This window comes from Paludibacterium flexuosum (assembly GCF_037076605.1).
Classification (GTDB): Bacteria; Pseudomonadota; Gammaproteobacteria; order Burkholderiales; family Chromobacteriaceae; genus Paludibacterium.
This window is the reverse complement of sequence record NZ_AP029060.1, coordinates 2,395,886-2,416,527: the sequence shown is the minus strand read 5'-3', so window position 1 is coordinate 2,416,527 and position 20,642 is coordinate 2,395,886. Positions and strand designations below refer to the sequence as shown.

At 61.6% G+C, this 20,642-nt stretch carries 14 protein-coding genes; 9 read left to right on the top strand and 5 right to left on the bottom strand.

Annotation, left to right across the window (positions count from 1 at the left end; genetic code table 11):
* Window positions 1-11 precede the first annotated feature (11 nt).
* A complete protein-coding gene (gene parC / locus AACH39_RS11460; protein ID WP_215779559.1) occupies window positions 12-2,381 on the top strand; it encodes a DNA topoisomerase IV subunit A in 2,370 nt (789 codons plus the stop codon).
* A gap of 61 nt (window positions 2,382-2,442) precedes the next feature.
* Here the strand turns inward: parC and AACH39_RS11455 are convergent, their stop codons facing one another.
* Together AACH39_RS11455 and pdxH are read right to left on the bottom strand one after the other, a co-directional pair.
* Window positions 2,443-3,906, bottom strand: coding sequence for a M4 family metallopeptidase (locus tag AACH39_RS11455; RefSeq protein WP_338620031.1), 1,464 nt, complete (start codon window positions 3,904-3,906; stop codon window positions 2,443-2,445).
* A gap of 192 nt (window positions 3,907-4,098) precedes the next feature.
* Window positions 4,099-4,740, bottom strand: coding sequence for a pyridoxamine 5'-phosphate oxidase (pdxH, locus tag AACH39_RS11450; RefSeq protein WP_215779563.1), 642 nt, complete (start codon window positions 4,738-4,740; stop codon window positions 4,099-4,101).
* A 250-nt stretch (window positions 4,741-4,990) separates the two neighbouring features.
* Between pdxH and AACH39_RS11445 the strand changes: the two genes are divergently transcribed.
* The 4 genes from AACH39_RS11445 to AACH39_RS11430 all read left to right on the top strand — a co-directional run bounded on the left by AACH39_RS11445 (window position 4,991) and on the right by AACH39_RS11430 (window position 8,838).
* Complete coding sequence (locus AACH39_RS11445) at window positions 4,991-6,172, top strand: nucleoside transporter C-terminal domain-containing protein (protein ID WP_215779567.1); 1,182 nt, start codon at window positions 4,991-4,993, stop codon at window positions 6,170-6,172.
* A 109-nt stretch (window positions 6,173-6,281) separates the two neighbouring features.
* Complete coding sequence (gene hemA / locus AACH39_RS11440; protein WP_215779569.1) at window positions 6,282-7,532, top strand: glutamyl-tRNA reductase; 1,251 nt, start codon at window positions 6,282-6,284, stop codon at window positions 7,530-7,532.
* On the top strand, window positions 7,532-8,608 hold the full coding sequence (gene prfA / locus AACH39_RS11435; protein WP_215779572.1) for a peptide chain release factor 1: 1,077 nt from the start codon (window positions 7,532-7,534) through the stop codon (window positions 8,606-8,608). Before hemA ends, prfA begins: the two co-directional genes overlap by 1 nt.
* Before the next feature lie 38 nt (window positions 8,609-8,646).
* Window positions 8,647-8,838, top strand: a complete 192-nt coding sequence (locus AACH39_RS11430; protein ID WP_215779575.1) for a DUF2892 domain-containing protein — start codon at window positions 8,647-8,649, stop codon at window positions 8,836-8,838.
* Window positions 8,839-8,865: 27 nt separating this feature from the next.
* On the opposite strand, the gene AACH39_RS11425 is transcribed toward AACH39_RS11430, so the two are convergent.
* The 3 genes from AACH39_RS11425 to AACH39_RS11415 all read right to left on the bottom strand — a co-directional run bounded on the left by AACH39_RS11425 (window position 8,866) and on the right by AACH39_RS11415 (window position 11,831).
* Window positions 8,866-10,287: an MATE family efflux transporter gene (locus AACH39_RS11425; protein ID WP_215779577.1), complete on the bottom strand. Its 1,422-nt coding sequence runs from the start codon at window positions 10,285-10,287 to the stop codon at window positions 8,866-8,868.
* Between the two features lie 149 nt (window positions 10,288-10,436).
* A complete protein-coding gene (locus AACH39_RS11420) occupies window positions 10,437-10,973 on the bottom strand; it encodes a DUF4337 domain-containing protein (RefSeq protein WP_338620030.1) in 537 nt (178 codons plus the stop codon).
* A gap of 30 nt (window positions 10,974-11,003) precedes the next feature.
* Window positions 11,004-11,831, bottom strand: coding sequence for an undecaprenyl-diphosphate phosphatase (locus AACH39_RS11415; protein WP_215779581.1), 828 nt, complete (start codon window positions 11,829-11,831; stop codon window positions 11,004-11,006).
* Window positions 11,832-11,972: 141 nt separating this feature from the next.
* On the opposite strand from AACH39_RS11415, the gene AACH39_RS11410 reads away from it, so the two are divergent.
* From AACH39_RS11410 to AACH39_RS11395, 4 genes are all read left to right on the top strand, one after another.
* On the top strand, window positions 11,973-13,073 hold the full coding sequence (locus AACH39_RS11410) for a cation diffusion facilitator family transporter (RefSeq protein WP_215779583.1): 1,101 nt from the start codon (window positions 11,973-11,975) through the stop codon (window positions 13,071-13,073).
* Window positions 13,074-13,226: 153 nt separating this feature from the next.
* Window positions 13,227-14,441 carry an MdtA/MuxA family multidrug efflux RND transporter periplasmic adaptor subunit gene (locus AACH39_RS11405; protein WP_338620027.1) on the top strand — a complete coding sequence of 405 codons (1,215 nt, stop codon included), beginning with the start codon at window positions 13,227-13,229 and terminating at the stop codon, window positions 14,439-14,441.
* Window positions 14,438-17,506, top strand: a complete 3,069-nt coding sequence (locus AACH39_RS11400; RefSeq protein ID WP_215779588.1) for an MdtB/MuxB family multidrug efflux RND transporter permease subunit — start codon at window positions 14,438-14,440, stop codon at window positions 17,504-17,506. The genes AACH39_RS11405 and AACH39_RS11400 overlap by 4 nt, the downstream gene beginning before the upstream one ends.
* Window positions 17,503-20,601 (top strand): multidrug efflux RND transporter permease subunit, encoded by a 3,099-nt coding sequence (locus tag AACH39_RS11395; protein WP_338620026.1) that lies wholly within the window; start codon window positions 17,503-17,505, stop codon window positions 20,599-20,601. Before AACH39_RS11400 ends, AACH39_RS11395 begins: the two co-directional genes overlap by 4 nt.
* Window positions 20,602-20,642: the final 41 nt, after the last annotated feature.

Sequence of the window (20,642 nt, the reverse complement as noted above, 5' to 3'; positions counted from 1 at the left end):
GACCAAGCCCAATGAATAACCAAGATCATTTGAGCGGCGACCTGTTCGATACTGCCACTGCAGAAGGCACGCCGCCAGCCCCTCCCCCTCCTGCCGAACCGCCAGCCCAGAGCGGGGATGACTGGATTGCCCTCGATCTCTACGCCGAGCGCGCCTATCTGGAATACGCGATGAGCGTGGTCAAGGGCCGAGCCCTGCCCGAAGTGGCCGATGGCCAGAAGCCGGTGCAGCGCCGCATCCTGTACGCCATGCGCGACATGGGGCTGACTGCCGGTGCCAAGCCGGTCAAGTCGGCGCGCGTGGTCGGTGAAATCCTCGGCAAATACCATCCCCATGGTGACAGCTCGGCCTACGAGGCGCTGGTCCGCATGGCGCAGGACTTCACCCTGCGCTATCCGCTGATCGATGGCCAGGGCAACTTCGGCAGCCGCGATGGCGACGGTGCCGCCGCCATGCGTTATACCGAGGCACGCCTGACCCCCTTTGCCGACTTGCTGTTGTCGGAAATCGACATGGGGACGGTGGATTTTGTCCCCAACTACGATGGTGCCTTCGAAGAACCCGCCCTGCTGCCGGCCCGTCTGCCGATGCTGCTGCTCAACGGCGCCTCCGGCATTGCCGTCGGCCTGGCCACCGAAATTCCGCCGCACAACCTGAGCGAAGTTGCCCAGGCGGCCGCTGCCCTGCTGGAAAACCCCGAGCTGAGCACCAGCGAACTGATGCAGTATGTGCCGGGGCCGGACTTTCCGGGCGGCGGTCAGATCATTACCCCCAGCGAGGACATCCTGACCGCCTATGAGAGTGGGCGTGGTTCGGTGCGCGTACGCGCCCGCTGGGAGGTCGAACGACTGGCCCGCGGCCAATGGCGCATCATCGTGTCGGAACTGCCGCCAGGCAGTTCGGCGCAGAAAGTGCTGGCCGAGATCGAAGAGGCCACTAACCCCAAGCCGCGCCCGGGCAAGAAGGCGCTGACGCAGGAGCAGCAAAATCTCAAGAGTCTGATGCTGTCAATGCTCGACCGCGTGCGCGACGAATCGGACAGCAACCAGCCGGTGCGGCTGGTGTTCGAGCCCAAGTCGAGCCGGCAGGATCCGGAAGAATTCGTGCAGATGCTGCTGGCGCAGACCAGCCTGGAAGGCAATGCCTCGCTCAACCTGGTGATGATCGGCCTGGACGGCCGTCCAGGCCAGAAGGGGCTCAAGGCCATCCTGCAGGACTGGCTGGCCTTCCGCAGTGAAACCGTCACCCGCCGGCTGGCTCACCGCCTGGCCCAGGTGGAAAAGCGCATCCATATCCTCGAAGGCCGGATGATCGCCTTCATCCACATCGATGAAGTGATCCGCGTCATTCGCGAGTCGGATGAACCCAAGCCGGACCTGATCAAGGCCTTCGGCCTCTCCGAAGCCCAGGCCGAGGACATCCTGGAAATCCGCCTGCGCCAATTGGCCCGACTGGAAGGCTTCAAGCTGGAAAAGGAACTGTCCGAACTGCGCGAAGAGCGCGAAGGACTGCGTCACCTGCTGGATACGCCGGATGCCAAGCGTCAGCTGATCATCGACGAAATCCGCGCCGATGCGGCCAGGTATGGCGATGCCCGTCGTACCGAGATCAAGGCGGCACAACGCGCCGTGTTGACCCAGACGGTGGCCGACGAGCCGATTACCGTCATCCTGTCGCAGAAGGGCTGGCTGCGCGCCCGCGTCGGCCACAACCTCGATCTGTCGACCCTGGCCTTCAAGGACGGCGATGCCCTGCACACCGTGCTGGAGACAAGGACGGTATGGCCAATTGTTGTTCTGGACAACCTTGGCCGGGCCTATACCGTCAGTGCTGCCGATGTGCCTACCGGTCGTGGCGATGGCGTGCCGGTGGCCTCGCTCATTGATCTGCAGGACAACGGCAAACCCAGCCATATGCTGTCGGCGGCCGAAAATGCCCGTTACGTGGTCGCCAGTTCCTCCGGCTATGGCTTTATCGCCACCCTGGCCGACATGGCGGGTCGGGTGAAGGCCGGCAAGGCCTTCATCACCCTGGAGCAGGGGGATGACGTGCTGGCTCCGGTCCGGGTACCGACGGACATTGCCCAGGTCGATCTGCAACTGGTGGCGGCCGCCGACAATGGCCGCCTGCTGGCCTTCAGCGCCGGTGAATTGCGTGATCTGGCCAAGGGACGCGGCCTGATGCTGATGCAGCTGGATGAAGGCGAACGCTTGACAGCCATCGGTCTGGCACGAGGTGACAGGGTACAGCTCTCGGTGCTGTCCGTGCGGGGCAAGGCCGGCGAGGAAAAGGTGGCGCTGGCCGAATATCTGGGCCGACGCGCCAAGCGCGGCAAGTTGCTGCCCAAGAAGTGGAACATTCTGGCCATCAGCGATGCCTGAGCACGGCGTCCGGCCATGAGCCTGCCATCATCCGGCAAGTCGAAAGGCTTGCCGGATTTTTTTAGCCGCGTGCCTGGGTGCAGCTCACCCCTACTTCGGCAAATGCGGACGTGACGGCCTGCTGATCATAGCCGCGTTCGCCGGCCGCACGAATCACCCCGCAAGACGCCTGGTTGTAGTCACTATTGGGGTTCCAGTAGAGCCGGTTGGCATCGGCGAAGACTTCGAAGCCACGGCGCACCGTCCAGCCCTTGCTTTGCACCAGCAGATAGAACGCCCGGTTGAAGACGCCGCTGCTTTCATGCGGGTCCATGCCTTCACGGAAATCCTCGGCCTTCTCGATCGATTGCCCGTCTGCGGCAGGGTGATCCATGAAGCGCAGCGGTTTCTTGCCCTTGGTGATGTCCATGCCGATCAGCCAGCTGTTGCTGCCCTTGACGAAATACTCGGTAGCCGCCCCGGCGATGTCCGAAAACGCCTCGTTGATGCCGCCGGACTGTCCCTCGTAAACCAGCCCTGAATTCTGTTCGGTAAAGCCATGGCTGATCTCGTGGCCGGTGACATCGGCCGAGACCAGGGGGAACAGCTCGCGGCCACCATCGCCGAAATTCATGCTGCTGCCATCCCAGAAGGCGTTTTCATAGCGTTTGCCGTAATGCACATGCAGATATAGCGGCCCTTTCAGCGGATCCAGTCCCAGCCAGCTCCGGTACATCTTCACCACGGCATTGCCGAAGTAGTAGGCATCATTGATCGGACCGTAACTGCCATTGATCTGGCGATCGGCCGTATTACGCGGGCAGGTGAAGTGAAACGGGGTCTGCAGGCTGGTGTTCTCGGTGTTCTGCAGATCAATGGCCTTGACCGTGCCGTTATCCATATTGCAATCATCGCTGACCGGCAGATAGCCATAGCGCTGGCCGAACTCATACTTGCCGGTCTTGCGATTGCCGCCGGGGCCCGTGGCATCCAGATGGGTCAGGCCATTCCATTGTTTGAGCACGCTGCCACTGTGAGCATCGATGATGAAATACGGACGGCTCGGCTTGCTGGCCGGGATGAAGTACGACACCAGATACACCAACTGGGCGTTCTGGTGCCGGTCCAGCCGGACCAGCAACTGGGCACTTTCATTGATCACCGGCTGTCCAGCCGCCAGCATGGTACGGGCTTGCGCCAGTACCTGACTGGCCGACAGGGTCGGCTTTACCGAGGGCAGCTCTTCGTTCAGACCTGTCACGGCCTGTCCGTCAAATCGGTTGCTGGAACCAACCATTTGCGGCTGGCGCACCCCGATGACCGCCTGACCCCACACCGGAACCCCTTGATAATATTGCTGATAGCGGGTGACGACCTTGCCGCCCGGCAGCGACTGGCTGCGTACCGGCTGAAAATCCGCCGGCAAGTTCTGGGCAGGACGAACCCCCTGGCGCAGCAGCGTCTGGATATCCACCAGCCGGGCAGCCAGCGCCGGCTGCAGCATGCTGGACAAGGACAGGGCAATACAAACCGACATTTTCTTCATTACGGTCTCCGCTAGCGATAGCCCCGGAACCAGCCGCTCGAATCGCGACGGGTCAAATCGGGGTGGACTGGTACACGACCGGCGGTCGTGCAGGCCTACTATCTAGCGGGATGAAGTGACAGCCTGACAGCTGTCCGATGGGCGGGAATGGGGAACTACCCGCCAGCCCGGAAGGACAGGCGGGCGGCAAGATCAGGGCGCCAGGCGTACCTTCTGCCAGTTGCCATCTGCCTGCAGGGTATACAGCACACGATCATGCAGGCGGCTTGGCCGGCCCTGCCAGAACTCGATGCGATCAGGAATGACCGCATAGCCCCCCCAGTGCGGAGGGCGCGGCACCTTGAAGGGATAGCGCACGCCAAACATGGCGGCACGTTTCACCAGCTCGGCCTTGGACGGGATTTCCGTGCTCTGCTCGGATGCCCAGGCGCCGAGACGGCTGGTATACGGGCGACTGGCAAAATACTCGTCCGAAACCTCGCCAGGCAGCGGTCTGGCCTGACCCTCAATACGGACCTGACGTTCCAGCTCCGGCCAGAAAAAGGTCAGCGACACAAAGGGGTTGCCGGCAATCTGCTGACCCTTGCGACTAAGATAGTTGGTATAGAACAGAAACTGTCCGGCTTCCACGCCTTTGAGCAGCACGATGCGGGCACTCGGGCGGCCATCGCCATCCACCGAGGCAACATGCATGGCGGTTGGTTCCGGCACTTCGGCACTGATCGCTTCGTTGAGCCAGACTTCAAACTGAGCCACGGCATCCGGCAGGCATTCCTCCGGCGATAATTCCTTTTTGCTGTAATCCAGGCGGATGTCAGCGAGCTTGAGCGACATGTCAAATCCTCCTGCCCGTATCTTACCGCCGGAACGATGCCGGATGCGACAAACTCGATGGCCGGCGTTGCGCTGGATCATGGCTCGCCAATGCCGTTTGCATGACCAGTAATGATGTGAAAACAGGGGTTTATCTTCGCGTCAAGACAAGGTAGCATAGCCGCTTTTTTTGCGCCGCCCGGACCTACCCCCTCGACCGGGTTCTGCTGTTCGCCTCGTGCCCTGATATCCGAAAGCCGTCACTAGAATCATGCATATTGTCCAGTTTCTCCTGGGTTTGCTGGTCGTCCTCGTCCTGACCCAGCTGGTTGCCCGCGACCGCAAAAACATCAAGATCCGTTATGTAGTGCAATTATTGCTGGCCGAAGTGGCCATTGCTTACGTGCTGTTGCATACCGATTATGGCCTTGCCGCCGTCGGAGGCATGGCCGAAACCTTCGACCAGTTGATGAACTTTGCCGGCGAGGGCACCCGCTTTGTCTTTGGCGGCCTGCTCAATCAGGGCGACTTCAGCTTCTTCCTGATGGTGCTGATGCCCATTGTCTATATCTCGGTACTCATCGGTATCCTGCAGCATCTGCGTGTCCTGCCCTGGGTTATCCGCGGCATTGGCCTGGTGCTGGCCAAGCTCAGCGGCATGGGCAAGATCGAATCCTTCAATGCCGTAGGCGCCATGATCGTCGGCCAGTCGGAAAACTTCATCGCCTACAAAAACATCATCGGCAGCTTCAGCGAAAAACGCATGTACACCCTGGCCGCCACGGCGATGTCCACGGTCTCGATGTCCATCGTCGGCTCCTACATGCAACTGATCGCGCCGCGCTTCGTGGTGACCGCACTGATCCTCAATCTGTTCAGTACCTTCATCATCCTGTCGCTGATCAACCCCTACGATGCCAGCGTAGATGAAGACAAGCTGATCACCAGCCATGTGGCGCGCATGTCGTTTTTCGAGATGCTGGGCGACTATATTCTGGCCGGCTTCAAGGTGGCGGTGATTGTCGGGGCCATGCTGATCGGCTTTATTGCCATCATTGCCACCGTCAACCATGTGTTCACCTGGTGCTTTGGCGTCGATTTCCAGCATGTGCTGGGCTATGTGTTCTATCCCCTGGCCTGGCTGATGGGCATTCCGGGGGGCGAGATTCTCCGTGCCAGCAGCATCATGGCCACCAAACTGGTCACCAACGAATTCGTGGCCATGATGGCGCTCAAGAAGGAGGCCGCCCAGTTGTCGCCCTATACCCTGGGGACACTGTCGGTATTCCTGGTCTCTTTCGCCAACTTCAGCTCGATCGGCATCATCGCCGGAGCCGTCAAAGGCCTGGATGAAGAGCGCGGCAATATGGTGTCGCGATTTGGTCTGAAACTGGTCTATGGCTCGACCCTGGTCAGCATTCTGTCGGCCATGGTCGCCGGGCTGGTGCTGTGAAGTGAACGGCACGCCGGCTAGGCGTGCCGATAGCCGTCGGGCTCTGACAGGACGAGTGATACAAGATCAGTTAAACTAACGCCTTTCATTCGCGGTCCGGCACGTTCGCATGCATCTCCTGGCCTTCGGTCTCAACCATCAAACCGCCCCGCTGGCAATCCGGGAAAAGCTGGCGTTTCCGGCAGATATCCTGCCGGAAGCCCTGCGGCTGCTGACGCAAAGCCAGGCCGCCAGCGAAGCGGCCATCGTCTCGACCTGTAATCGCACCGAAATCTACTGTGCGGCACCGGATCCGGCGGCGGCCATTGCCTGGCTGGCCCAGTTCCATCATCTGTCTCCGGCCGAAATCGAACCGTACCTGTACCGGCTCGATGCGGCCGACGTTGCCCGCCACGCCTTTCGCGTCGCCAGCGGCCTGGATTCGATGGTGCTGGGGGAAACCCAGATCCTGGGGCAGCTTAAGGATGCCGTGCGGGTGGCCCAGCAGGCCGGTACCCTGGGGACCCAGCTCAATGCCCTGTTCCAGCAGGCGTTTTCCGTGGCCAAAGAGGTCCGCAGCAAAACGGCTGTCGGTGCCAGTTCGGTATCGATGGCTGCCGCCGGCGTGCGTCTGGCCGAGCAGATCTTCCCGGCCATCGGCGAGCTCAACCTGCTGTTCATCGGCGCGGGCGAAATGATCGAGCTGGTGGCAACTCACTTTGCTGCCCGCCAGCCTGCCGGCATTACCGTCGCCAACCGCACCCTGGAGCGCGGACGAGCCCTGGCGGCGCAGCTCAATGGCCAGGCCATCACCCTGGCCGAGCTGCATGAGCAGCTCGAACGCTTCGATGTGGTCGTGACCTCCACCGCCAGCCCGGTGCCCATTGTCGGCAAGGGCCTGGTGGAGCGAGCCATCAAGCGCCGGCGTCACCGGCCGATGTTCATGCTGGATCTGGCTGTGCCGCGCGACATCGAGCCCGAAGTGGCCAGTCTGTCCGATGTCTTCCTCTATACCGTCGACGACATCGCCGAGGTGGTCGAGGTCGGTCGTGAGGCGCGACAGGTGGCCGCCGAACAGGCCGAGGGCATTATCGTGTCGCGTGTCGACGAGTTCGGCCAGTGGTTGCGCCAGCGGCAGAGTGTGCCGCTGATCCGCGCCCTGCGCGACGAAGGCGAACGGTTACGCCGCCATGCGCTCGAGGCTGCCCTGAAGCAGCTCGCCCGAGGCGAGTCACCCGAAAAAGTGCTGGAAGCCTTCTCGGTCCAGCTCACCAACAAATTGATGCATCCGCCGACCCAGGCACTGTCGCAGCGTGGCGAAGACCACGAGGCCATGCGCCAGGCTGTCGCGCGGATTTACCGCTTGCACCCGGAGTCCTGATGAAACCGTCGATCGCAGCCAAACTGTCGCAACTGGCCGACCGGCTTGAAGAAGTGACCCAGCTGCTGGGTCAGCCCAGTGTCACCAACGATATGGATCAATATCGCCGGCTGACGCGCGAGCATGCCGAACTGACCCCCGTGGTCGAGGCCTGGCAGGCCTGGCTGCAGTGCCAGACCGACATTGCCACCGCCGAAGACATGTTGTCCGATCCGGACATGAAAGCGTTTGCCCAGGCCGAAATCGACGCCGCGCGCGAGCGCATGGACCAGCTGGACATCGACCTGCAAAAGCTGCTGTTGCCGAAAGACCCGAACGACGAACGCAACATCTATCTGGAAATCCGTGCCGGAACCGGCGGTGACGAAGCGGCGCTGTTCGCCGGCGACCTGCTGCGCATGTATACCCGCTATGCAGAACGCAACCGCTGGCAGGTGGAGATTGTGTCCGCTTCCGAGTCCGATCTGGGGGGGTACAAGGAAGTCATTGCCCGCATCATCGGTGCCGGTGCCTATTCGCGCCTGAAATTCGAGTCGGGCGGACATCGCGTGCAACGCGTTCCCGTCACCGAGACCCAGGGCCGCATCCATACCTCGGCCTGCACCGTGGCGGTGATGCCGGAAGCCGATGAAGTGGCTGAAGTCGAGATCAATCCGGCCGATATCCGGGTCGATACCTTCCGCGCATCCGGCGCCGGTGGTCAGCACATCAACAAGACGGACTCGGCGGTGCGCATTACCCACCTGCCGACCGGCATCGTGGTCGAATGCCAGGATGACCGCTCTCAGCACAAGAACAAGGCCCGTGCCTTGTCGGTGCTGGCCGCCCGCATCATGGATGCGCGCATGCGTGAGGCACAGGCGAAAGAAGCCGCCACGCGCAAGAGCCTGGTCGGCTCCGGGGATCGCAGCGAGCGCATTCGTACCTATAATTTCCCGCAGGGGCGCATCACCGACCACCGCATCAACCTGACCCTGTACAAGCTGGAATATGTCATGGATGGCGATCTGGGCGACCTGACTGACGCCCTGACGGCTGAACATCAGGCCGAACTGCTGGCCGCCATGTCCGAATGAACCGGGCCCCGCCACGGGGCACAAGCGGAGTAAGCAGCATGCAACGCAATGTAGGCAAGGCAGAGCGCATCATCCGGGTCCTGATCGGCGCCGGCATCGTCAGTCTGGCGCTGTTCGGCCCGCAGACGCCCTGGGCCTGGTTCGGACTGGTACCCTTGCTGACCGGTCTTTCCGGCTGGTGTCCTGCCTACTGGGCACTGAAACTCAGCACCCACGAAGAAACCCGCTAAAGGTTGTTCAAGGCAATCGATGGCCGTTCACAGCTTGCGCTGCGAGGATTGCAGCTCATGCGCTACCCGGCGGAAGCGCAGCATCAGCAGCACCGTGACCACGCCCAGGCCACTGGACATGCCTGCCCAGACCCCCATCGCGCCGATCAGATGATGTGACAGCCACCAGGCCAGCGGCATGCCGATGCCCCAGCAGCCAAAGGCAAAGATCACCAGGGTACTGTGAGCGTCCTTGAGTGCGCGCAGCACCCCGCTGGCAATCGTCTGCCAGCCATCGAAGATCAGCAGCAGTGCTACCATCGGCGTCAGCGTCACCGCCACGGCGCGGGCCTCCTGAGCCCCGGGATGACTGAGTGGCAGAAACAGCGCCAGCACCAGTTGCGGGAACAGCAGCAGAATCAGCGACATCAACCCGCCCCACAGCACGGCCAGCATCTGACCGAGACTGCCCAGATGGCGCACCCGGACGAAATCGCCGGCACCGGCCGCCTGCCCCACACACATCGACGTGCCCTGCATCAGCCCCATGGGGATGATGAAACAGGCAATCACCATCTGCATCATGCTCTGATGCGCTGCCAGATCGGCGGTGCCCAGCGCACCCATCAGATAGGCGGCGGCGGAAAACAGCCCACTCTCCATCGCCAGCGTGCCCGAGGTGGGAATGCCGAGCTTCAGCAGCGGCCGGATCGTGGTCAGGTCACATCGCTCCAGACCGGCAAACAGCTGATAGCGGGCAAAAACCGGGTTCTTCACAATGACCAGCATGAAGGTCAGCCCGGTGTAGGCGTAAGTGATGACTGAGGACACGGCGATGCCATTCAGACCCAGACCCGGCCATTGCCCCACGCCCTGGGACAGCACAAAGCCGATCACGGGAGCGACAAACAGCGACGAAACCGTGATGAAGGGGACCGGCCCCGGATTGCTGATGCCGGAGGCAAAGCTGCGCAGGGTCAGAAACAGAATGCTGAACGGCATGCCCCACAACAGGATGCGCAGAAAGCCGGCGGCACGGTGAGCATTATCGGCCTGCTGGCCAAGCAGCAGCATGATGGGCTCGGCATGCCACAACAGCGTGCCGATCAACAGGCAAAGCAGGGTACTGACCAACAGACCCGCCCGCGTGGCAGCCACCACGGCACGCCGATCGCCACGGCCATGCGCCAGGGCCACCAGATTGCCTGCCGCCGAGGTGATTCCCACAATCAATACCAGACAAAAGAAGTAGCTGGAGAGCGCCAGAGCGCCACTGGCCAGCTGCTCCGGGCCAAGCCGTCCCATCAGTACCGAGTCGATGAACATGATGCCGATTTGCGCGGCCTGCGACAGGATCAGTGGCGCTGACATGGTGATAATCGGTCGCAATTCGCCAAACCAGACACGGGTGTGCCCCAGGCCAATCGGACGCAACAACGAGAAAAACAGATTTTTGACCAGCACCAGCATGCTTCACCACCAACGGATTTATTTTGTATATGGATATTCAAACAGGATACAGATTATGCCGGTGACTGGCAAAAACGGGCTGGAAATATCTGAAAGAAAAAAGAAAAGAGCCGGCTGTGCCGGCTCCTTGCCAATGACAACCATCTGATTCACATGAACAGGAAAAAGCCATCAGCGAAATACAGCAGACCCAGCAAGCCGACCGGCAGTGCGGCAAACCAGATCTGGCGCTGCTTGAACAAACCGGCAATCGAGGAAATCAGGATCGCTACCTGCAGGAAAATCACGGCCACGCCAAATGGCCGGCCCTGCTGCTGGGCATGATCTCGTGCCGCTTCCAGCGCCCGTGCCTGCTGCATGATCTGGGCTTTCTCGCTGGTGTATTTGGCGATCTTCTTGTCGTACTCGGCCATTTTGTCCTGATAGACCTTGCGTGCGGCGGCCGGCGCATTGGACGGCAGGGCATCCAGCGTCACTTTCAAGGCATCGCGGTTCACCTGATACAGATCCCCCTTGATGGCCTTGGCCTGATAAAACGCCCACTGATCTGAAGCCTGCGCCTGACTGATGACACTCTTGGTGGAATAGCCGCCCCCCTTGAACGTCGACAATGTGGCGGCTACGGCAAAAATCACCGTGGTCAGCGCCAGATAATTGAGCCAGGGCTCCTTCTTCTCTTCAGCCATAAAACATCACACCTCGGATAAAACGATTGATTACGGAAGTCGCAGCAACAACCCGACCAGCCCCAGGCCGATGCAATACCAGCCGAATGGCCGCAGGGCCTGAATCTCGTGCTTGTTGAAATAGCGCATCAGCGCCCAGGTGCTGAGATAGGCACAGATGCCGGACAGCAGACCACAGCCCAGCGCCAGGCCAATGGCAATCTGGCTGCCCTGATGCAGCAGCTTCGGTACTTCCAGTACGCCGGCCGCCAGAATGATCGGCGTCGCCAGCAGAAAGGAAAACCGTGCGGCGGCGGCATAGCTCAGGCCTTCGTTCAGACCGGCAATCAGCGTCACGCCGGAGCGCGAAATCCCGGGGATCAGCGCCAGCGCCTGAATCAGGCCGATTTTCAGTGAGCCGAAGAAGCTCAGCTCATCCAGCGAACGGCCTCGGCCTCCCCGGCGCAACATGTCACCGGCAATCAGGATGATGCCGTTGATGATCAGTACCACCAGCACTAGCGTGGTCGAACCGAACAGGGCGCGCAGTTTTTTCTCCAGCAACAATCCGATCAGCCCGGCCGGCAACGTCCCCCCTACCAGTAGCCAGACCAGGCGTGATTCCGGCGTCACCGGGCGCCCGCCGGCACGCACAAAACCGCCCAGCAGGTCCAGCCAGTCGCGGCGGAAGTAAACCAGCAAGGCCAGCGCTGTGCCCAGATGCAGCATCACCATAAAGGCCAGAAAGGCGGGATCCTCACGATTCAGCCCCCAGTGCAGCAAGTCGGGCAGTACGACACCGTGACCCAGGCTGCTCACCGGGAACAGCTCACTGATCCCCTGCATGATGGCAAAAAGAATGGCATGGATGGTGGACATGGAATTCCTGACATTAGGCAAAACAAGCAATGGGCGATTATATGTCAGTGTTAAATATTTCCGATAATTTAAGCTAATGAGATATACATCAGCCAACTGCTACAATCAGACGTCTCCTTCCCTTGCAGAGGCCGGTGTGTCATGAGCAGCGACAAGCAACAGGCCGCACGACTGAGTACCCAGGTCAGTGTCGTGGTCAATCTGCTGTTGACTTGCGGTCAGATCCTCACCGGCGTGCTGGCGCACTCCAGTGGCCTGATCGCCGATGGCATTCACTCCCTGTCCGATCTGCTGGCCGATTTTGTCGTGCTGATCGCCAATCGATACAGTCACAAGGCCGCTGACCAGGATCACCCCTACGGCCATTTCCGTTTTGAGACCGCCGCCTCGCTGGTGCTGGGCACCCTGTTGCTGGTGGTCGGGGCCGGCATGTTGTGGAGTGCCGGCCACAAACTGCTCGATCCGGCCCTGATCCCGCGCGTTCATCTGGTGGCCCTCTGGGTGGCACTGGTGGCCTTGCTGGCCAAAGAAGGCCTGTTCCGCTACATGCTGCTGGTAGCGCGCCGGGTGAACTCGGGCATGCTGACGGCCAATGCCTGGCATGCCCGTTCCGATGCGGCGTCTTCGCTGGTGGTGGCGGTTGGGATCATCGGCAACCTCAGTGGCTGGCCATTGCTGGATCCGCTGGCTGCCGGGGTGGTTGGCCTGATGGTGGCACGCATGGGCTGGCATTTCGGCTATGACGCCCTGCAGGATCTGATGGATCGCGGGCTGGCTCCCGAACAGCTGGCGGCGATGCGCCAGACGCTGTTGCAGACCGAGGGGGTGGTAGATGCCCATGACCTGCGCACGCGGAAAATGGGCGACTCGGTCATCGTCGACGCCCATTTGCTGGTGGGGGGGCATATCAGTGTCTCCGAGGGGCACCAGATCAGCCTGCGGGCACAGCAGCGCCTGATGCAGGCGTTTGATCTGACCGATGTCACCATCCATATTGACGCCGATCAGGAGGATGGTGGTGCCAATCTTGCCCTGCCATCCAGGCAGTCGGTGCTGGCGCCCTATGCCGCGGCACTCGGCGCTCAGGCGGGTCTGTTACAGCAGGCGTGGTTGCACTATCTCGACGGCATGATCGAAATCGAATTGCGTCTGCCGGTCGACCAGGCCGGCCTGGTCGATCGACTGCGCGCGGTGCCGCTACCGCCCCATGTTTCGGCCGTGCGGATTTACCTGGCCGTCTGAACGCGGTTTCACGTGAAACCGCATAGTTGGTGCAATTAAAGAATGTTAATCAAGCAGGGTCATTCTCGCGCAATCCGCACATAACACCGTCATGATGCTCAGTTATCATTTCAGCATCTTCAACCTGTCACGCCGCCTTGAGCCGTTATCGATATGTCCGCTACCCCTCAGCAGGGAAATCCCGTCCTGTTCAAGCAAAAGAAATTCTGGATCCTGATGTTGCTGGTATGGCTGGTCGGCGGGCTGATCTGGCATCAGTCCGCCAGCCCGTCCGGTGATCGCCAGCGCAACAAGCCGTCGACGCAAGTGGTGACCGTGGCCAGCGTGGTCAGTCGCGACATGACGATCTATCTGACCGCACTGGGGACGGTGACGCCCAATAATACGGTCACGGTGCGCAGTCGGGTCGACGGGCAACTGATGAAGCTGGGATTCTCCGAGGGGCAGATGGTCAGGCAGGGGCAAATGCTGGCGCAACTCGACCCGAGACCTTTCCAGGTAGCGCTGACTCAGGCGCAAGGACAACTGGCGCGTGATCAGGCGCAGCTGAAAAATGCCCAGATCGATCTGGCCCGCTATCGCACCCTGCTGGCGCAAAACTCGATTTCACAGCAGCAGGTCGCGACGCAGGAGGCGCTGGTAGCGCAATATCAGGGCACAGTGACCAGTGACCGCGGGGCGGTCGATAACGCCAGACTTCAGCTGAGCTACAGCCAGGTGACGGCGCCGGTCTCCGGACGTGTCGGTCTCAAGCAGGTTGACCTGGGCAATATCGTGCATGCTTCGGACAGCAACGGCATCGTGGTCATCACCCAGATGCAGCCAACCAACGTCTTGTTCTCCCTCCCGCAAGACCAGGTTGCCCGCGTGTTGCCCGCGATTCGCGCCAACGCCACGCTGCCGGTGGATGCCTATGACCGCGACAATCGCACCAGGCTGGCCAGCGGGCGCTTGCTGACCGTCGATAATCAGGTTGATACCACGACGGGCACGGTCAAGCTCAAAGCGGTCTTTGCCAATCAGGATAACGCGCTGTTCCCCAACCAGTTTGTCAACGTGCGACTGGGCACCGAAGTGCGCAAGGGCGCGCTGGTGATTCCGCTGGCGGCAATGCAGCGCGGGCAGCCGGGCATCTTTGTCTATCTGCTGCAGCCGGATAATACGGTCACGCTGCGTGTGATCGAGCCCGGGCCGAGTGAGGGCGATCAACTGATCGTGAATCGCGGACTGAAAGCAGGCGACCGGGTGGTGACCGATGGCATGGATCGCTTGCGCGAAGGGAGCAAGGTCAGCGTGGCCACGGCCAGCCCCGAGGCGGCAGGTGCTCAGGGCAAGCCGCACAAGCATGACGGAGCCAGCAACGGATGAACCCGTCCCGCCTGTTCATTCTGCGTCCGGTGGCGACCTCGCTGGCCATGCTGGCGATCCTGCTGGTCGGGCTGATGTGCTACCGCTTCTTGCCGGTTTCCGCCTTGCCGGAAGTCGACTATCCGACCATCCAGGTGGTCACGCTCTACCCCGGTGCCAGCCCGGATGTGATGACCTCTTCGGTGACCGCCCCGCTGGAGCGGCAGTTCGGCCAGATGCCAGGACTGGACCAGATGACCTCGTCCAGCTCCGGCGGCGCCTCGACCATTACGCTGCAGTTTGGCCTGGAAGTCGGCCTGGATGTGGCCGAGCAGGAGGTCCAGGCGGCCATCAATGCTGCCTCCAACCTGTTGCCCTCGGATTTGCCGGCTCCGCCGATCTACAGCAAGGTCAATCCGGCCGACACCCCCATCGTCACACTGGCCATCAGCTCGAAAACCCTGCCCCTGCCGACCCTGACCGATCTGGTGGATACCCGTCTGGCACAGAAATTGTCCCAGGTGCCGGGCGTGGGTCTGGTAAGTATCGGCGGCGGTCAGCGTCCGGCGGTGCGTATCCGCGTCAATGCACCTGCTCTGGCGGCGACGGGTCTGAGTCTGGACGATGTGCGCACTGCCGTCGGCAATGCCAACGTCAATCAGGCAAAGGGCAGTTTTGACGGGGCCCTGACGGCATCGACCATCGATGGCAACGATCAGCTGACTTCGGCCGACGACTATCGCCAGCTGGTGCTCAGTTACAAGAACGGCGCACCGCTGCGTCTGAGCGATGTGGCCTCGGTCGAGAGCGGAGCGGAAAACAATCGTCTGGCGGCCTGGGCCAACGAGACCCCGGCGGTGATCCTGAACATCCAGCGTCAGCCCGGTGCCAACGTCATCGAGGTGGTCGATCGCATCAAGCGGCAACTGCCGCTGCTGCAGGCTACCCTGCCCGGCAGTGTCGATGTTCGTGTGCTGACCGACCGCACGGTCACGGTGCGCGCCTCGGTGGCTGACGTGCAGTTTGAACTCCTGCTGGCCGTGGCGCTGGTGGTGATGGTGATTTTCCTCTTCCTGCGCAGTGTGCCGGCGACCATTATCCCGGGCGTGGCGGTGCCCCTGTCGCTGGTGGGCACCTTCGCTGTGATGTATCTGGCGGGTTTCAGCATCAATAATCTCACCCTGATGGCGCTGACCATTGCCACTGGCTTTGTGGTCGACGACGCCATCGTGATGATCGAGAACATCGCCCGTTACATTGAGGAGGGCGAAGCGCCCTTTGCCGCCGCGCTCAAGGGCTCGCAACAGATTGGTTTCACCATCATCTCGCTGACCTTCTCGTTGATCGCTGTGCTGATTCCACTGTTGTTCATGGGCGATGTGGTCGGACGGCTGTTCCGCGAGTTTGCCGTCACCCTGGCGGTGTCGATCCTGATTTCGGCCTTTGTGTCGCTGACGCTGACGCCAATGATGTGCGCCCGTTTGCTCAAGCATGTGCCGGAAGAGAAGCAGGGCTGGTTCTATCATGCCAGCGGCCAGTTCTTCGAGCGGGTGATTGACCGCTACGGCCGCATGCTTCGCTGGGTGCTCGACCGGCAGCGCCTGACCTTGCTGGTGGCTTTCGGCACTTTGCTGCTGACCGGTTTGCTTTATGTCTGGGTTCCCAAGGGTTTCTTCCCGCAGCAGGATACCGGTGCCATTCAGGTCATCACCGAGGCGCCGCAATCCATCTCGTTCTCGGCCATGGCACAACGCCAGCAGGCCGTGGCCCGTGTGCTGTTGCAGGACCCGGCGGTGGAGAGCCTGTCCTCGTTCATCGGGGTGGATGGCAACAATCCGACACTGAATAACGGTCGCATGCTGGTCAACCTCAAGCCGGAAAACCGGCGCGAGGCGCTGAGCACCATCCTGCCACGCCTGTCCGACCGGCTGGCGCAGGTGCCGGGCATCGACAGCTATCTGCAGCCCGTGCAGGACCTGACCATTGATTCCGGCATCAGCCGCTCGCAGTATCGCTTCATCCTGCAGGCGAATACTCAGGAGGATCTGAGCCTGTGGGTACCGAAGCTGGTCAGCCGGCTGCGCCAGGATGCGCAACTGAAGAACGTGGCCAGCGATCTGCTCGATCGCGGTCTGCAGGCCTATCTGTCGATTGATCGTGATAGCGCAGCCCGACTGGGCATCACGCCGGCGGCCATCGACAATGCCCTGTACAACGCGTTCGGTCAGCGGCAGATTTCCACCATCTTCACCCAGACCAGCCAGTATCGTGTGGTCCTTGAGCAGCGTGCCGGTGAAGTGGGGCTGGCGCAGCTCAATGCCGTCTACCTGCCGACGGCCAGCGGGACACAGGTGCCGTTGTCGACCGTCGTGCACGTCGAGGAGCGCAATACCCCGCTGACGGTCAACCACCTGGGACAGTTTCCTTCCGCAACCATTTCCTTTGATCTGGCCCCCGGTGCCTCCCTTGGTAAAGCGGTGGAAGCCGTGCAGCAGGCCGAGGCCGATCTGGGGTTGCCGCTATCGATCCAGACCCACTTCCAGGGGGCGGCGGCGGCCTTCCAGGCCTCCTTGTCCAATACCCTGTGGCTGATCCTGGCGGCCATCATCACCATGTATATCGTGCTGGGGGTGCTGTACGAGAGCACCATTCACCCGGTGACCATTCTGTCCACCCTGCCCTCGGCCGGTGTCGGTGCGCTATTGTCCTTGCTGGTGTCCGGTAATGACCTGGGGGTGGTGGCGATCATCGGTATCGTGCTGCTGATCGGCATCGTCAAGAAGAATGCCATCATGATGATTGACTTCGCCCTGGAGGCGGAGCGGGTTCAGGGCATGGCACCGCGCGAGGCCATCTACCAGGCCTGCCTGCTGCGTTTCCGCCCGATCCTGATGACCACCATGGCGGCCCTGCTGGGCGCCTTGCCGCTGATGCTCGGTACCGGGGTCGGGTCGGAGTTGCGTCATCCGCTGGGTCTGACCATGGTCGGGGGGCTGCTGGTCAGCCAGGTGCTGACCCTGTTCACCACGCCGGTGATCTACCTGGCGTTTGACCGCTTGTCGTCCCGCTGGCGGAAACCGGCATGAACCTGTCCTCTCCCTTCATCCGGCGTCCGATCGGCACCGCCCTGCTGACCCTGGCGGTGGTGCTGGCCGGGACGCTGGCATTTAAACTGTTGCCGGTCTCGCCGCTGCCACAGGTTGATTACCCGACCATCTCGGTTTCGGCCAAACTGCCCGGCGCCAGCCCGGAGACGATGGCCTCCAGCGTGGCGACCCCACTGGAACGCTCGCTGGGCCGCATTGCCGGTGTCAACCAGATCACCTCCACCAGTGCGCTGGGCTCCACCCGCATCACGCTGCAATTCGACCTCGACCGTGACATCAATGGCGCGGCACGCGATGTGCAGGCAGCCATCAATGGTGCGCGTGCCTTGCTGCCCAGCGGGATGCCGAGTAATCCGAGTTATCGCAAGGTCAACCCGTCCGAAGCGCCGGTGATGATTATCGCGCTGACCTCCAGGGCTTTCAGCAAGGGGCAGATGTATGACATCGCCTCCACCATGCTGGCGCAGAAGCTGGCCCAGGTGCCTGGCGTGGGCGACGTCACGGTCGGCGGCAGCTCCCTGCCGGCCGTACGGGTCGAGTTGCAGCCCCAGGCCCTCAATCAATATGGCATCAGCCTGGAGCAGGTGCGCACGGTGCTGACGGCCAACAATGCCAATCGCCCCAAAGGGGCGCTGGAGGATGGCGACAAGCACTGGCAGATTCTGGCCAACGACCAGTCGGTACAGGCCAGCGATTACCAGCCCTTGATCATCCACTATGGCAATGGTGCTGCCGTACGGCTGAGCGATGTGGCTCAGGTGGTCGATTCCGTGCAGGATCTGCGCAACGCCGGCTCAGTCGACGGCAAGCAGTCGGTCCTGCTGGTGGTGACCCGCCAACCGGGTGCCAACATCATTGACACCGTCGACCGGGTCCGTGCTTTGTTGCCACAGCTGCAGGCCTCGATCCCCCAGGGGATTCAGCTGGACGTGCCGCTTGATCGTACGCCGACCATCCGTGCTTCGCTGGCCGATGTCGAACGCACCCTGCTGATCTCGGTCGCCCTGGTGATCATGGTGGTGTTCCTGTTTCTGCGGAACGGCCGTGCGACGCTGATTCCCGCCATTACCGTGCCGGTGTCGCTCATCGGCACCTTCGGCGTGATGTATCTGGCCGGCTTCAGTCTCAACAACCTGTCGCTGATGGCGCTGACCATTGCCACCGGCTTTGTGGTCGATGACACCATCGTGGTACTGGAGAACATCGCCCGGCATATCGAGGAGGGCATGAGCCCGATGGCGGCGGCCTTCAGGGGGGCTCGAGAGGTAGGTTTTACCGTGTTGTCGATGAGTTTGTCGCTGATCGCGGTATTTATCCCTATCCTGCTGATGGGGGGCATCATCGGGCGCCTGTTCCGCGAGTTTGCCATCAGTCTGTCGGTAGCGATCCTGATTTCGCTGCTGGTGTCGCTGACCACCACGCCCATGCTGTGTGCCCGCTGGCTCAAGCCGCATGATGCCCAGGCCCGGCACGGCTGGCTGATTGACTGGGCTCAGCGCGCCTTGCTGTGGATGCAGCAGGGCTATCGCCATACGCTGACCTGGGCACTGGCGCACGGTCGCAGCATGATGCTGTTGCTTTTGGCAACCATATGCCTGAATGTCTACTTGTATCAGGCTGTCCCAAAAGGGTTTTTTCCCCAGCAGGATACCGGCAGACTGATGGGTATGCTGCGTGCCGACCAGCAGACGTCCTTCCAGGCCATGAAGGTCAAACTGGACCGATTCATGACGATCGTGCGGCGCGACCCGGCCGTGGCCTCGGTGGTCGGCTTTACCGGAGGGGCACAACTCAATACTGCCAATATGTTCATCGTGCTCAAGCCGTTGTCTGAGCGGCATGACAACGCCGAGCTGGTGATTGCCCGACTGCGCAAGTCACTGGCCCATGAGCCGGGAGCCACCCTGTTCCTGCAGTCGGTGCAGGATATCCGCATTGGTGGTCGTGCCAGCAATGCCCAGTATCAGTACACCCTGCAGGGGGACGATCTGGCGACATTGCGCGAATGGGAGCCGAAGGTGCGGCGCGCCATGATGCGCTTGCCAATGCTTGCCGATGTCAACTCTGACCAGCAGGACAAGGGGCTGCAGACCACCCTGGTGTTTGACCGCGATACCATGGCGCGACTGGGCGTCACGCAGAAGGCGGTCGACAGCACCCTCAATGACGCCTTCGGCCAGCGGCAGGTTTCAACCATCTATCGGCCGCTCAACCAGTATCACGTGGTGATGGAGCTGGCGCCGCCATACTGGCAGAACCCGGACGCCCTGCAGTGGATCTATGTGCCCTCGACCAGCGGCAAGATGGTGCCGCTCTCGGCCTTCAGCCGCTATCAGCCCGGCAACACCGCGCTGGCGGTCAACCATCAGGGCCAGTTTGCCGCCGTGACCATCTCCTTCAACCTGCCGGTCGGGGTGTCGCTCAGCGATGCGACCGAGGCGATCGACAGCACCATGCACCAGATCGGCCTGCCATCGTCCATTATCGGCAGCTTCCAGGGCTCGGCCGCTGCCTTCCAGAGTTCCCTGTCCACTCAGCCCTTGCTGATTCTGGCGGCCATCGTGGCGGTGTATATCGTGCTGGGCATGCTCTACGAGAGTGTCATCCACCCGCTGACCATTCTGTCCACCCTGCCATCGGCGGGTGTCGGCGCTTTGCTGGCGCTGCTGGTGTGCCAGACCGAATTTAGCGTGATTGCCATGATTGGCGTGCTGTTGCTGATCGGTATCGTCAAGAAGAATGCCATCATGATGATCGACTTTGCCCTTGAGGCAGAGCGCCAGCAGGGGCTGTCGACGCGTGATGCCATCTTCCAGGCCTGCATGCTGCGTTTCCGGCCGATCATGATGACCACCATGGCGGCACTGTTCGGCGCCATACCGCTGGCGCTCGGCCACGGTGATGGTGCCGAGATGCGCCAGCCGCTGGGGATTGCCATCGTGGGTGGCCTGGTGGTCAGCCAGGCGCTGACCTTGTACACCACGCCGGTGATTTATCTGTATCTGGATCGTTTCCGACTGTGGTGTCAGGCCTGGCGCCGCCGGGTGCCGGCACCTGCAGCAGCGGACAATTGACATGAACTTAGTGATTGAGCGAAGCAATATGATGGACCGGA